Here is a 14,105-nt window from a genome sequence, read left to right on the forward strand (position 1 = left end):
TTTCAGGGCAGCGTCAGGCGCGCCACGTTGTTGCGGTTCGCGGACTGCAGGTCGACCGGCGTGCCGTTGCGGGTCAGCGACTCGACGCCCTTGACATTGCCGATCACGATTTTATAAGGCGGCGTACCACCGCCACTCAGATCCTGGCCGGCACGCGCGGTGCCGCCGAGTACGACCTTGCCGCCGCGGTCGCGAATCTCATACCAGGTGTCGGAAGCAAAACGGATCCGCAACTCGCCGGTACCGGCCACCGCAGTTGATACCGCGGTTGCGGCGGGCGCCGCAGCCGCTGGTGCCGCTGACGCAGGCATCGCAGGCGCTGGTGCCGCTGCCGAAGCGGCAATCCCGGCGGAGGCCGGGGCCGCCGGCGCCACCACGGCGGGGCCACTGGCCGGCAGCGCCTCGGAAGGCGCGGGGGCGTCGGACGCAGCCATCACCGGTGGCAGCGCGGCCGTCACGGTACCTGGCTCGCCGCCTTGCACCGTCGCTTCCGCTGCCGGAGGCGCCGTGAGGTTTTCCTTTCGCGCTTCCATCCATTGCTTGAAATGGTCCAGGCCGAACAACACGCCGCCGCCAATCACGGCGACGACCAGGGCCAGCCAGATCCAGCGGCCACCGGAGCCACCCGAGCCAAAGCGGTTGCGGTCGTCGAAGCTTTCGTTCAGGCCGCCTTCGCGGCGCATGCCGATTTCCACCACCGGCACGGCCTGCGCGTGAAAGCGCGCCAGCAGGGCATCGATGTCGACCTGGAGCATTCGCGCATAGGCACGCATCACGCCTTTGGCAAAGGTCACGTCGGGCAACGCCGCGACGTCGCCCTGCTCAATCGCCGCCAGCTTGTGCGCGGCGACTTTCAGCCTCGCACTGACATCTTCCAGCGAGAAACGCTGATCCTGGCGCGCTTGCGCCAGGCGATCACCGATCTCGCGCGCCACCGCCTCGCGCCCGGCGTCGGCGGCGGTGCCGCCCACGTGTCCCGTCGCTGCAGTCTGGCCCTCGGCGCGCTCGTGCTCACTCATCCCATGCTCCTTGTTCGTATGCGGTCAACTCACGCGAATCGGGGAAACGGCTGCGCAACTGTGCCACCAGGGCATTCTGCGCCGCGACGTCGCCCTGACGGCGGGCAATGCGCGCACCCAGCCAGAGGGATTGCGCGCTGACGAAATTGCTGCTGTTGACGCGCCCGACATACTGCTGGGCTCGCTGGTAGTCCCCGCGCTGGTAATACAGCAGCGCCAGGTTGCTGTTCGCCACCGGGTTGCCGCGATCGAATCGCAGCGCGCCAAACAGGCTCTTCTCGGCCGCCTCATCCTTGCCATTGCGCAACTGGCAGGTGCCGAGGCTGGTCAGGGCCTTGCCCGGCCCGCTCGCCGACGGAGCGGACACCGCGCGCTCCAGGTAGGGCACGCCCTCGGCATAGCGCCCGTTCATGCACAGGAACCAGCCATAGTTGTTCAGTACGTCGCCATCGTCGGCGCGCATCGACAGCGCGGTGCGAAAGCTCTCCTCGGCCAGCACGCGCTCGTTCATATTCATATAGACCAGCGCGCGGATATGGTACGCATCGACCAGGGTCGGATCGATCGCGATGGCCTGTTTCGCTTCGTCCAGTGCAACGCCGTACTGGCCGGCCTCCAGGTAGCTGGTTGCCAGCTGGAGGCGGATCGTGGCGCGGCGGCTAACATCGGTCTGGTCGGATGCCGTCTGCAGTTCCGGCTTGGCCGGCGGCGGCAGCTGGCAGGCAGACAGCAGCACCAGCCCCATCAGGACCGCGACTATCAGACGCGTCATGCAGGGCGCGCCTCTTGCGGCTGGCTGGGAGCAGCCACGATCGGCGTGATCTTGCCGAACTTGCCGCGCTGCGCCAGGCGGGTGCGGTCCTTGACCTCGCCAGCCAGCTGGCCGCAGGCGGCATCGATATCGTCGCCGCGCGTCTTGCGGATGGTGGTGACAATGCCGGCGTCCATCAAGACCTGGGCGAAGCGACGGATCTGCTCGTTGTTCGAGCGCTTGAGGCCCGACTCCGGGAAGGGGTTGAACGGGATCAGGTTGAATTTGCATGGCACGTCGGCCACCAGCTTCAACAGTTCCCGGGCATGCTCGACACCGTCGTTGACGCCATCCAGCATGCAATATTCGAAAGTGATGAAATCGCGCGGGGCGAATTCGAGATAGCGACGGCAAGCCGCCATCAATTCGGCCAGCGGATACTTCTTGTTGAGCGGCACCAGCATGTCGCGCAGCGGGTCGTTGGACGCGTGCAGCGAAACTGCCAGCGCCACGGGCAAATCCTTGGCCAGGCGGTCCATCATCGGCACCACGCCGGAAGTGGACAGCGTCACGCGCCGGCGCGACAGCCCATAGGCGTTGTCGTCCAGCATGAGGCGCATGGCCGGCACCACCTGATCGTAGTTGAGCAGCGGCTCGCCCATGCCCATCATCACCACATTGGAGATGACGCGGTCGTCCTTGGGGCCACGGCCCAGCTGGGCACGCATGGCGAACTCGGCCATCCATAGCTGGCCGATGATCTCGCCAGTGGACAGATTGCGCGAGAAGCCCTGCTTGCCGGTGGAACAAAAGCGGCAATTGACGGCGCACCCCGCCTGGGAAGACACGCACAGCGTGCCGCGCGTCTCCTCAGGGATGTACACCGTCTCCACCGCATCGCCAGCGCCAACGTCGAGCAGCCACTTGCGCGTGCCGTCGGCCGACAGGTTGTCGGTGATAACGGCGGGCGAGCGGATCTCGGCCCGCGTGGCGAGCTTTTCGCGCAGCGACTTGGCGAGATCCGACATGGCATCGAAACGGCTGGCGCCGAACTGGTGAATCCAGCGCTGCAACTGCCGCGCACGAAACGGCTTCTCGCCGAGCTCCCCGCAATAAGCGGTGAGCGCGTCCGCATCCAGATCGAGCAGGTTGACGAGAGTGTTCATGACGGCAGTATCGACTTCAATATCAGTCTAGTCTTGGGCAATATGCCAGACAATCAGCGGCTGTAAACGTTCATGCCGGGGAAGAAGAAAGCAATCTCGACGGCAGCGGTTTCCGCTGCGTCCGAGCCGTGCACGGCGTTGGCGTCGATGCTGTCGGCGAAATCGGCGCGGATGGTACCGGCTTCAGCCTTCTTCGGGTCGGTCGCGCCCATCAGGTCGCGGTTCTTCAGGATGGCGCTTTCGCCTTCCAGGGCCTGGATCATCACCGGGCCGGAAACCATGAAGTCCACCAGGTCCTTGAAGAACGGGCGGGCTGCGTGCACTGCGTAGAACTGCTCGGCTTCGCCGCGCGACAGGTGAACCATCTTGGCAGCCACGACCTTCAGGCCGGCGGCCTCGAAACGCGCGTAAATCTGGCCAATGACATTCTTTGCCACGGCATCCGGCTTGATAATCGACAGGGTGCGTTCGATCGCCATAAAAACTCCGAAAAATGAAGGGGTTACAACTGGAATAAACGTGCAATTCTAGCACGAGACAGTTATGGTTTCGAGAATGCCCATAGTCGCCCGTCACCGAATGCCGGGACTGATGGAGCTTGCGCCGCAAAGCAGTGCAAAGATCACATTAAATTGAGCGCATGTACAGGGAACGCACAAGGCGCATGGCGATCAAACGATCACTGGCAACGCGGATTCTGCATAAAAGTGGCGAATGGGTTCCCCGCCCCTTGCAATTCCCCCTCCGCGATGCCACATTTGCGTTGTGCCCGCTGGGTTACCCCGGCGCCTCACCGTTTTGAGACAGGAGTCACCATGGATAACAAGCTGAACACATACAGTTTCGGCAGCGGCACCGCAACGAGCGACGTTGCGGTGCGCAATCGGGTCATGCGCAACACTTACTGGTTGCTCGCCATTTCGATGATCCCCACCGTACTCGGTGCCTGGATCGGCGTCACAACCGGCTTCAGCCTGATGAAAGGCAGCCCCGGCCTGTCGCTGATCCTGTTCCTGGGTATCGCGTTCGGCTTCTTCTACGCCATCGAGAAGACCAAGAACAGCAGCATGGGCGTGGTCCTGCTGCTGGCCTTTACCTTCTTCATGGGCCTGATGCTGTCGCGCCTGATTGGGTCGGTGCTGCAGTTCTCGAACGGTCCGGCATTGATCATGTATGCCTTCGGTGGCACAGCGGCGGTATTCGGCGCCATGGCCACCATCGCCACSGTCAGCAAGCGCGATTTCTCCGGSMTGAGCAARTTCCTGTTCGTCGGSGTGATCCTGCTGATCCTGGCCAGCGTCGCCAATATCTGGCTGCAGTTGCCGTCCCTGATGATCACGGTTTCGGTGATCGCCATCGGCATCTTCTCGGCCTATATCCTCTTCGACGTGYAGCGCGTGCTGAACGGCGGCGAGACCAACTACATCACGGCAACGCTGGCAATTTATCTGGACGTGTACAACGTCTTCGCCAACTTGCTGGCACTCCTCGGCATTTTCGGCGGCAACCGCGACTGAGGCGGGCGGCCTCGCGCGCCGCCCTGCTCCGGAACAAGAAAGGCCAGCGCCTGGGCGCTGGCCTTTTTCTTTTTGCCTCGTCCGCCCGCCGGCGCCGGTCATCAGCCCCGATCGAACACCGCGATCGACTCGACGTGCGATGTGTGCGGGAACATATTGACCACCCCCGCGCCCGACAGGCGGTAGCCGGCCTCGTGCACCAGCAAGCCGGCGTCCCGCGCCAGCGTGGCCGGGTTGCAGGACACATAGACAATGCGCTTGGGCAGCACATCGCTGCCAGCCTGGGCCAGTTCGCCCAGCGCCCTGCTTACCGCCAGCGCGCCTTCGCGCGGCGGATCGATCAGCCAGCGGTCGAAGCGGCCGAGCGCGGCGATGTCCTCGGCGCCCACCTCGAACAGGTTGCGGCAGGCGAACTCGGTCTTGTGGTCCAGCCCGTTGACAGCCGCATTGGCAAGCGCCCGCCTGGTCAGGACCTCGCTGCCCTCGATGCCCATCACCGAACGGCCGCGCGTCGCCAGCGGCAGCGTGAAGTTACCGATGCCGCAGAACAGGTCGAGCAGCCGGTCATCCGGCTGGGCGTCCAGCAAGCGCAACGCCCGGCCGATCAGCGCGCGATTGATCTGATGGTTGACCTGGGTAAAATCGGTCGGCTTGAACGGCATCCGGATATTGAATTCCGGCAGCGTATAGGCCAGTTCGCGGTCAAGCGGGTAGAACGGCACCACCGTGTCCGGCCCCTTGGGCTGCAGCCAGAACTGCACGCCGTGCCGGTCCGCGAAGCCGCGCAGCAACACCTCGTCAGCCTCGGTAAGCGGCTCCAGGATACGCAGCACCAGCACGGTCACGTCCTGGCCCACAGCCAGTTCGACCTGCGGCATGCGGTCACGGATCGACAGCCCCGTGATCAGTTCACGCAGGGGCACCAGCAGGGCCGAAACGTGCGGCGGCAGCACTTCGCAGCGCGTCATGTCTGCCACATAGCTGCTCTTCCTTTCATGGAAGCCGACCAGTGCCGTGCCTTTTTTGGCCACATACCGCACGGTCAGGCGGGCCCGGTAGCGGTAGCCCCAGTCGGGCCCCGCGATCGGGCGGAACACCACGTCCGGGCGCAGTTTCGACAGATGCCAGAGATCATCCTCCAGGACGCGTTGCTTGATGGCCACCTGCGCGCGTGCATCCAGGTGCTGCATTGAACAACCACCACAGATACCAAAGTACTGGCAGCCCGGATTCACGCGCATCGACGAAGACTTCTTGATCTCGACCAGATTCGCCTGTTCGTAACTTGCCTTGCGCTTGAAGCTGCGGTAGCTGACGGTTTCGCCCGGCAGCGCGCCTTCGACGAAAATCACCTTGCCGGGAGTGCCGTCTTCATTGACCAGCCGGCCAACGCCACGCGCCTCCATATCGAGGCTGTGGATCTGTACGACGGGCTGCGCCGCGGGCGCGGGCTGAGCGGAAACGGGAGCCGCCGGGGAGGCGGAAGCGCCACCTTCGGGCGCCGATTGGGCTTGCGGACGAGTCACGGCTTGGGACACCTGGGGGACCTGACGTATTGTTTTGTAAAAGCGCGATTGTAGTCCAGACGCTGCCTCGAGCGGCCGCGCGGCGGCTTCGACGTAACAACAATGGGACAAGCGCGCAAGATAGGCGCAACATGGATGCAGCATGCGCGTGGCACCGCCGGCACCGAACACCGGCACCGCGCGCAACGGAATTCGAGCAGGGAGGCGACATGGAACTGATTTCCTGGAATATCCAGTGGGGTCGTGGCGCCGACGGGCGCGTGGACCTGGGCCGCACGGTCAGGACTCTGCGCGCGATCGCGGATGCCGATGTGCTCTGCCTGCAGGAAGTGACACGGGGCTATGGCGACCTCGGCGGCGGACCTGGCCCAGACCAGGTGGCTGAACTGGCGGCACTGCTCCCCGGCTACCGGATTCTGTACGCGCCGGGGGTGGACCGCTTCTCCGCGGATGGTTCGCCGCGCCAGTTCGGCAACCTCATCGCCACCCGCCTGCCCCTGTGCGAAGTGTTCCACCACGCCCTGCCCTGGCCTGCCGATCCAACCGTGCCCTCGATGCCACGCGTCGCGCTGGAAGCTACGGTGCTGGCGGGTGATCGACGCTTGCGCGTGATCTGCACCCATCTCGAGTACTACTCGACGCACCAGCGCGCTGCCCAGACCGACGCGCTGCGCGCATGGCACCGCGAAGCGTGCGAGCACGCCAGCCAGCCCGGCCTGGCGGAAACCGGCCCCGGCCCGTTCACACCCGAGCCGCGCCCCGCCTCCGCCGTATTGTGCGGCGACTTCAACAGCGTCCCGGACGACATTGCCTATCTGCGCATGCTGGCACCGTACGATGGCTCTCACGAGACCGGCATCATCGGTTGGCATGACGCCTGGATGCACGCCAATCCAGGCAAGCCCCACGCGCCCACCTGCGCGTTGCACGACAAGGATCAGTGGCCGGAAGCACCATTTGCGTGCGACTTCGTCTTCCTCACGGAAGACCTGCTGTCGCGCGTGCTGTGCTGCGAGGTGGACAGCGAAACGCAGGCCTCGGACCACCAGCCGATCTATCTGTCCCTGGCGGACGAATAAAAGGGAGGCGGGGCGCTGTCAGATCTCCGGTTCTTCGTCGTCATCGCCGCCAGCGTGCACCGGCTTGACGCGGAAGGACTGGAGGTATTCGATCCACTGCGAACCGGGCAACTCGGCAAGCGATTCCTGCACGAATTCGATCTCGGTATCGAACTGCCGGGGCGTCAGGCCGCCGCGCATCAACTGGAAGCGGCAGTACATCAGATAGGTATTGACGACATCAGTCTCGCAGTAGTCGCGGATCGCGCCCAACTGGCCATCCTGATAGGCCTGCCAGACCTTGCTGCCATCCATGCCCATCTTTCCGGGAAAGCCGCACAACTTGGCCAGGTCGTCCAGCGGTGCGCTGGCGCGCGGCTGGTACATCGCCAGCAGATCCATCAGGTCGAGGTGCCGCATGTGGTAGCGGCTGATGTAGTTATTCCACTTGAAATCGCGGCTGTCAGACTCGCTGCCCTCGCCCATTTCCCAGTAGCGCGGCGCCACGATGCCGTGGACCAGCCCGCGGTAGTGGAGCACGGGCAGGTCGAAGCCGCCGCCGTTCCACGACACGATCTGTGGCGAATAGCGCGCCACCAGGTCATAGAACTTCTGGATCAGCACCGCCTCGCCGTCGTCCATCGTGCCCAGCGAGCCCACATGGAAGACCGGGCTGCCGTCCCGCTGGTTCCGGCGCAACACGCAGGAAATGGCAGCGATGCGCTGCAGGTAGTGCGGCAGGAAATCGCTGCCGTTTTTCTCGCGGCGGGCCGCGAAGGCATGTTCGGCGACTTCGGCGTCGCTCATGGAATCGGGATGGTCGTGCAGACGACGCAATCCATCGACATCGGGAATCGTCTCGATGTCGAAAACCAGCACAGATGTCATAGAACAGCGTCCTTGCGCACGCCTTGYGATGCAAAATGGCGTTTGAGCTTGACCAGCGCCTCTTRCTGGATCTGGCGCACGCGCTCGCGTGTCAGTCCCATTTCCTCGGCAAGTTCTTCCAGCGTGGCCGGCTCGATATGATTAAGGCCGAAGCGGCGCTCCACCACGTAGCGGTGTTTTTCCGACAAGCGCGCCAGCCACTGTTTCATCAGGTTTTCCAGTTCCCGGTGCGCGACCTCCTGGTCGGGCGCGGCGTTGTGCTCGTCCGAGAGGAAATCGAGCAAGCTGGAGCCCGGATCGAGATCGAAAGGCGTGTCGAGCGAGGTGGTGTGCTCGTTGAGCGCGAGCACGTCCTGCACTTCGTCGGGCGTCTTGCCAAGCAGATGGGCGATATCTTCCAGGCTGGCGTCGCGGCCGTCGGTGCCGCCTTTTTCCAGATGACGCTTGGCACGCAGCACCTGGTTGAGCTCGCGGATGACATGGACCGGCAGGCGTACGGTACGCGCCTGGTTCATGATGGCGCGCTCGATGCTCTGGCGGATCCACCAGGTGGCGTAGGTCGAAAAACGGAATCCACGCGAGGGATCGAATTTCTCGATCGCGTGCATCAGGCCGAGATTGCCTTCCTYGATCAGGTCCAGCAGCGGCACGCCGCGATTGAGATAGCCCTTGGCAATGCTGACCACCAGCCGCAGGTTGCGCTCGATCATGACCTGGCGAGCCGAAAAGTCGCCACCCTTGGCCAGCGTGGAAAAATGCAGTTCCTCGGGGGCCGACAGCAGCGGCTTGATGCTGATACGGTTCAGGTAATGCTGGACGGTATCGGCTGCCAGTTCGGTATGCAGCACGGTTCGGAAATCATCATGGTCGGGCGCGGCGGCCTCTGTACCATTCTCGGTTTCCTCTTCGTCCTCGGACTCTTCCTCGTCCTCGTCGCGGGCCTGCCGTTCGACTTCCTCGACCATCAGGTCGGCCTCGCGCAATCCTACCGCCGTACCCGTGGTGATGGGCTCATCGGTCAGTGGAACCATGTCGGCGGCCGGGTCCTGTTCATAGGCTTCGGAATCGGCGTCGGCTCGCGCCACGCCAGCGGACTGCTGCAACTCCGGCTGCTTGGAACGCCGGGTCCGGCTGGTGCTTCCGGTAGAGACAGTTTTCTGGCGTGGCATGAACCCTCACTGTGGCGGCAGATACCGCATCGGATCGACTGGTTTCCCGTTCTTGCGTACCTCGAAATGCAGTTTCACACGATCGGTGTCACTGTTGCCCATCTCTGCAATCTTTTGTCCCTTGCGGACCGTTGCCTGCTCCGTCACCAGCACCTTGTCGTTGTGGCCGTAAGCAGTGAGATATGTATCGTTGTGTTTGATGATGACAAGATTCCCGTAGCCGCGCAAGGGGCCAACGTGAATCACACGGCCATCGTCGGCAGCCTGCACCGCATCGCCCTTCTTGCCGGCAATATCGATGCCCTTGTTGCCTTTTTCGTCGAATCGTCCGATCAACTGGCCGGTGACCGGCCATGCCAGCTTGATTGTGCCATCAGCGGCGGCGGCGGACGCGGGCGCCGAGGGCGCGGAAGCCCCGCCAGCGGCGGCAGTCGACGGAATCGGGGTGGGAACCGGACGAGCCTGGTCGATCGGCTGCGCCTGCACGCTGCCGGGCGCCACCGGCACGGTGGCCACGCCAGAGCCCGCATTCACATCGGCACCCGGCGGCACCACCCGCAACAATTGACCCACCTCAATCTGATTCGCATTCGCGAGCGAATTCCAGGCCGCGACATCGCGGTAGGACTGGCCGTTCTCGAGCGCGATTCGATAAAGCGTATCGCCTCGCTTGACGCGATAGTATCCAGGCGGCGCAGGCTCCAGCGGGACGACGCCAGCGACACCGGCGCCGGAGGTGCGGTCCACCACCGGCGCGGGCATGGGCGAGGAAGCGCAGGCCGCCAGCAGGGCCAGCAACAGGGAGGCGGTGGCGAGCTGCCCGGCGCGGGCGATACGTTCCGTGTTCACGATATTGTGCATAGTTCGACTCAGATAGTGCCCGATTTTAATGGCACAAAGAAAACGGCTTCAAGCGCGGTCCGGTGAAAACGATGCCGGTTACGCCGCTCGATCAACAATAACTGCTGTGTGACGGTCTGGCCCGGCCCGCCGGCGGGGGGCGCCACCGCCACAGGCGCGATCAGCCGCCCGCCGACTGCCAGCTGCTCCAGCAACGCCTGCGGCACCTCCATGCCGGCCGCCGCCAGGATAATCGACGAAAACGGCGCCGCCTGCGGCAAGCCCAGCATGCCGTCGCCATAGTGCAGGCGCAGGTTTGGCACCCGCAACGGCCGCAAGTTCGCTTTGGCTTGTTCGTGGAGCGGACGAATCCGCTCGATGGAAAACACTTCGCGCGCCACCAGGCTCAGTACCGCCGCCTGGTAGCCGCAGCCGGTGCCGATCTCCAGCACGCGCTCCAGCGGCTCGTCGGCGGCGAGGCCATCGCGCAACAGTTCGATCATGCGTGCCACCACCGACGGCTTGGAGATGGTCTGCTGGTGGCCGATCGGCAACGCCGCGTCTTCATACGCTTGCGAAGCCAGCCCAGGCTCGACGAACAGGTGGCGAGGGATAGTGGCAATTGCGTCGAGTACACGCTCGTCGCGGATGCCCGCTGCGCGCAACCGCGCCGCCAACGCGCCGCGCGCCCGCTCGGACGCCATCCCGCCCCCGCCCGCCGTGGACGCACTGGCGCGAGCCTGCACGGCGCTGGCGGCCGGCGTCGGCGCGGCAGGCGCCTTGGCCGCGAGCGACTTGGCGGCCATCGCCGCGCCGCGAGTCCCGCCAACGGCAGGCATGCCGGCGGTACGCGCCGGTGCGGGCTTGCGCTCGACCACGGCGTCCAGCGACAGGGGAAACTTTGGGCGACGCGGGACGGTACTCATGACGGCCAGATACTGCGCGCGCAAGGGCTTATGCGAGCCACTGGTTGATCTGCTCGAGCTGCCCGCGGTGTGTCAGGTCCAGCTGCAAAGGGGTCAACGACACGAAACCTTCGCCCGTGGCGTGGAAATCCGTGCCCTCGCTCGCATCGCGTGCGTCGCCGGCAGGTCCGATCCAGTAGTTGGTGTCGCCACGCGGGTTTACCTGCGTGATGACAGGCTGCGAGGGATGACGCTTGCCTAGCCGGGTGGCGCGATACCCTTTGAGATGCTCGAACGGCAGGCTGGGAATATTGACGTTGAGCAGGAAGGGTTCTTCCGCCGGCTTGGCAATATAGCGCTCGACAATGTCGCGCGCCACGCGGGCGGCCGCGTCGAGGTGCGTCCAGCCCTTGTCCACCTGGGAAAAGGCGATCGAGGGAATGCCCAGCAAGAAACCCTCGATGGCCGCGGCGACGGTGCCGGAGTACAGCACGTCCTCACCCATGTTCTGGCCCTGGTTGATGCCTGACACCACCAGATCCGGTTTCTCGTCCAGCAGGCCGGTCAGCGCGATATGCACACAATCGGTCGGGGTGCCGTTGACGAAACGGAAACCTTTCTGCACGCCCTCGCGCGCCTCGAAGATCGACAGGGGCCGTTGCAAGGTCAGCGAATTCGACGCACCGCTGTGGTTTTGCTCGGGCGCGATCACCGTGATGCGAGCCAGCGGCGCCAGCGCGGCATGTAGCGCGGCAAGCCCCGGCGCCAGGTAACCGTCATCGTTTGCGAGGAGGATATGCATGGGCGCGATTGTACCTGACAAGGCTGCTGCGAGCGCCCTGTCCGTACCGCAAATCGTGCTGCCGACCGACCGCCGAAGATGGCCACTGGTGCGCAACAGAACGATCGTGCTATTTTTGCGCTACACTTGCCCGGGCCTGTCTGGCGCAACGCGCATGGACCTCGCGTTCACCCATTTGCGCCATACTCTGCCGGGCATCGAACATATCACCGGAGACATGATGAAAGCCGTACTTTGCAAAGCCTGGGGCCCGCCTGATTCGCTGGTTCTTGAAACCCTGCCCGACCTGGCGCCCGGCGCGGGCGAAGTGGTCATCGACGTGAAGGCGGCCGGCGTGAATTTCCCCGACGTCCTCATCATCCAGAACAAATACCAGGCCAAGCCGCAACTGCCCTTCTCGCCCGGCTCGGAGCTGGCCGGCGTGGTCAACGCGGTGGGAGAAGGCGTGACGCACGTCAAACCCGGCGACAATGTCATCGCCTATCTCGGCAACGGCGCTTTTGCCTCGCAAGCCAAGGCGCCCGCCAGCGCGGTGGTGCCGATGCCGCCGGGCATCGACTTCGAAACCGCCGCGGCATTCACCCTCACTTACGGCACCTCGCACCACGCGGTGATCGACCGCGGCGAGTTGAAGGCCGGCCAGACCATGCTGGTACTCGGTGCCGCCGGCGGCGTGGGCCTGGCCGCGATCGAGATCGGCAAGGCCATCGGCGCGCGCGTGATCGCGGCAGCTTCCACCGACGAGAAGCTCGCGGTATGCAAGGACCATGGCGCCGATGCGCTGATCAACTACAGCACCGAAGACCTGCGCGAGCGCGTCAAGGCGCTGACCGAAGGACGCGGACCCGACGTGATTTACGATCCGGTCGGCGGCATCTACGCCGAGCCGGCGTTCCGCTCGATCGGCTGGCGCGGCCGCTACCTGGTGGTGGGTTTCGCCAATGGCGAAATCCCCAAGCTCCCGCTGAACCTCGCGCTGCTCAAGGGCGCCTCGCTGGTGGGCGTGTTCTGGGGCGATTTCGCACGGCGCGAACCCAAGGCGAACCAGGCCAATATGGCGCAGATGCTGGGATGGATGAAGGAAGGCAAGATCCGCCCGCATATCTCCGCGCGCTATCCGCTGGAGCAGGCGCCGCAGGCCCTGAAGGACATGGAAGCACGCAAGGTCACCGGCAAGATCGTCATCGTGCCCTGACCGCGCGCGCCTTCGGCGCGGTGCAAAAGAAAAAACGCCTGGCGCCTTGGTGCCAGGCGTTTTTTTGCGCCGTCGATCTTCACGTCACCATGGCGGCGGCGCCCCGCCCCGCCGTTCAGAAGCGATGCTGCAGACCGGCGGTCACGCCCACCTGGTTGTTCGCATAGCCAATGAAATCACGCGACAGGCTCACGTTCTGGCCGTTGCGGGCCTTGGCGTAGCCGCCCGACAGGTAAGCCGTGGTGCGCTTGGACAGCGCGTACTGGGCCCGCACCGAGAACAGAATCGGATCGGCGTCGCTGCCACCCTTGATATTCTGCTTGTAGACGGCACCATACAGCGTGAAGGCCGGTGTGAAATCGTACGAAGCACCCCCCCAGTACATGTCGCTGCGCTGGGATGCTGCGGCGGTGGTAAAGGCGCGCTTGTAGTTGCGGTAGCCGGCATAGAGTCTCAGGTCGCCGAAGGCGTAGCTGGCGCCGGCGTGAATGCCCTGGATGTAATCCGTCGCGTCGGCCGGCGTGGTGCTGGTGCCGGCGCCGTTCTGGCGATCCCAGGTGGCGGCCGCGGCGAAGCCGCCCGCGCTGTAGCCCACGCCGAGGTCGTATTTGGACAAGCTTTTGAAACTGCCGGCCACTTCGCCCAGCGCTACCGTGGCGCCCAGCTTCACGCCGCCGAAATTGCCGTCATAGCGGATCGCGTTGGACGCGCGCGAGAACAAGCCGTCCTTGCGATCGCCGGTCGCCGTGGACGAAGTCGCCCAGGAGTAGTTCGGCGCGTACCCCATCGGGTCGAACGGCAGCATGAAATCGTAGGTGGTGGTAAAGGTGCGGCCCAGCACAACCTGCCCGTACTTGTTGCTGGACAAGCCGACGATGGCGCGGCGGTCGAACAGCGTGCCCTCGGAGTCCAGCCTTCCGGTATCGATGGCGATGCCGCTTTCCAGCTGGAACAACGCCTTCAGGCCGCCGCCCAGGTCCTCGACGCCGCGCATGCCCCAGCGCGACGTGTTCTTGCCGCCCGAGACCAGCTTCGTTACCGAGCCGTCCGGGCCGGCGTGGCTGGCGTATTCGATGCCGGCATCCATGATGCCGTACAGGGTCACGCTGGATTGCGCCGCGGCGGTACCGGCCAGGCTCATGCCCAGTGCTGCCAGCGCGATCGATTTCAACTTCATGACGTCTCCTCTTGTCGTAGTCGTGGTGCGTTGTTGTTTGGTGCCGGGGCAGCCCCCCGGGATGGCACGCATGGTATGGCAGGCGCACTTTC

Annotated in this window: 14 protein-coding genes; 3 read left to right on the forward strand and 11 right to left on the reverse strand. The window is 64.6% G+C overall.

Going from position 1 to position 14,105, the window contains the following annotated elements; genetic code table 11:
- Window positions 1-2: 2 nt before the first annotated feature.
- From AC1DT6_RS16555 to ndk, 4 genes are read right to left on the reverse strand one after another with little or no spacing between them, the layout of a single operon-like run.
- Entirely contained in the window at window positions 3-1,019 is a 1,017-nt protein-coding gene (locus AC1DT6_RS16555) for a helix-turn-helix domain-containing protein (RefSeq protein ID WP_441632040.1), read from the reverse strand.
- Window positions 1,012-1,791, reverse strand: coding sequence for a type IV pilus biogenesis/stability protein PilW (pilW, locus tag AC1DT6_RS16560; protein WP_035874855.1), 780 nt, complete (start codon window positions 1,789-1,791; stop codon window positions 1,012-1,014). Before pilW ends, AC1DT6_RS16555 begins: the two co-directional genes overlap by 8 nt.
- A complete protein-coding gene (gene rlmN, locus AC1DT6_RS16565) occupies window positions 1,788-2,936 on the reverse strand; it encodes a dual-specificity RNA methyltransferase RlmN (RefSeq protein ID WP_276290033.1) in 1,149 nt (382 codons plus the stop codon). Before rlmN ends, pilW begins: the two co-directional genes overlap by 4 nt.
- A 53-nt stretch (window positions 2,937-2,989) precedes the next feature.
- Window positions 2,990-3,415, reverse strand: a complete 426-nt coding sequence (gene ndk / locus AC1DT6_RS16570) for a nucleoside-diphosphate kinase (protein ID WP_441632036.1) — start codon at window positions 3,413-3,415, stop codon at window positions 2,990-2,992.
- Between the two features lie 336 nt (window positions 3,416-3,751).
- Between ndk and AC1DT6_RS16575 the strand changes: the two genes are divergently transcribed.
- Window positions 3,752-4,453, forward strand: coding sequence for a Bax inhibitor-1/YccA family protein (locus AC1DT6_RS16575; RefSeq protein ID WP_477114787.1), 702 nt, complete (start codon window positions 3,752-3,754; stop codon window positions 4,451-4,453).
- Window positions 4,454-4,554: 101 nt separating this feature from the next.
- Here the strand turns inward: AC1DT6_RS16575 and rlmD are convergent, their stop codons facing one another.
- A complete protein-coding gene (gene rlmD / locus AC1DT6_RS16580; protein ID WP_441632068.1) occupies window positions 4,555-6,009 on the reverse strand; it encodes a 23S rRNA (uracil(1939)-C(5))-methyltransferase RlmD in 1,455 nt (484 codons plus the stop codon).
- Window positions 6,010-6,188: 179 nt separating this feature from the next.
- Here rlmD and AC1DT6_RS16585 point away from each other — a divergent pair, with 179 nt between their 5' ends.
- A complete protein-coding gene (locus tag AC1DT6_RS16585) occupies window positions 6,189-7,058 on the forward strand; it encodes an endonuclease/exonuclease/phosphatase family protein (protein WP_035874841.1) in 870 nt (289 codons plus the stop codon).
- A gap of 18 nt (window positions 7,059-7,076) precedes the next feature.
- Here AC1DT6_RS16585 and AC1DT6_RS16590 read toward each other — a convergent pair whose 3' ends face one another.
- The 5 genes from AC1DT6_RS16590 to surE are packed head-to-tail and all read right to left on the reverse strand — an operon-like array spanning window position 7,077 to window position 11,641.
- A complete protein-coding gene (locus AC1DT6_RS16590) occupies window positions 7,077-7,925 on the reverse strand; it encodes a 3'-5' exonuclease (protein ID WP_441632032.1) in 849 nt (282 codons plus the stop codon).
- Window positions 7,922-9,094, reverse strand: coding sequence for an RNA polymerase sigma factor RpoS (gene rpoS, locus AC1DT6_RS16595; protein WP_477114788.1), 1,173 nt, complete (start codon window positions 9,092-9,094; stop codon window positions 7,922-7,924). Before rpoS ends, AC1DT6_RS16590 begins: the two co-directional genes overlap by 4 nt.
- A gap of 6 nt (window positions 9,095-9,100) precedes the next feature.
- On the reverse strand, window positions 9,101-9,955 hold the full coding sequence (locus AC1DT6_RS16600) for a peptidoglycan DD-metalloendopeptidase family protein (RefSeq protein WP_441632030.1): 855 nt from the start codon (window positions 9,953-9,955) through the stop codon (window positions 9,101-9,103).
- A gap of 8 nt (window positions 9,956-9,963) precedes the next feature.
- Window positions 9,964-10,860, reverse strand: coding sequence for a protein-L-isoaspartate(D-aspartate) O-methyltransferase (locus tag AC1DT6_RS16605; RefSeq protein ID WP_441632028.1), 897 nt, complete (start codon window positions 10,858-10,860; stop codon window positions 9,964-9,966).
- A gap of 28 nt (window positions 10,861-10,888) precedes the next feature.
- The gene (gene surE, locus AC1DT6_RS16610; RefSeq protein ID WP_045239443.1) at window positions 10,889-11,641 is read right to left on the reverse strand and encodes a 5'/3'-nucleotidase SurE; all 753 of its coding nucleotides are present in this window, start codon (window positions 11,639-11,641) and stop codon (window positions 10,889-10,891) included.
- 220 nt (window positions 11,642-11,861) lie between these two features.
- On the opposite strand from surE, the gene AC1DT6_RS16615 reads away from it, so the two are divergent.
- Complete coding sequence (locus AC1DT6_RS16615) at window positions 11,862-12,836, forward strand: NADPH:quinone oxidoreductase family protein (protein ID WP_441632066.1); 975 nt, start codon at window positions 11,862-11,864, stop codon at window positions 12,834-12,836.
- A 115-nt stretch (window positions 12,837-12,951) separates the two neighbouring features.
- Here the strand turns inward: AC1DT6_RS16615 and AC1DT6_RS16620 are convergent, their stop codons facing one another.
- A complete protein-coding gene (locus AC1DT6_RS16620; RefSeq protein WP_441632026.1) occupies window positions 12,952-14,013 on the reverse strand; it encodes a porin in 1,062 nt (353 codons plus the stop codon).
- Window positions 14,014-14,105 lie beyond the last annotated feature (92 nt).

The organism is Cupriavidus sp. 01L45 (assembly GCF_056399885.1).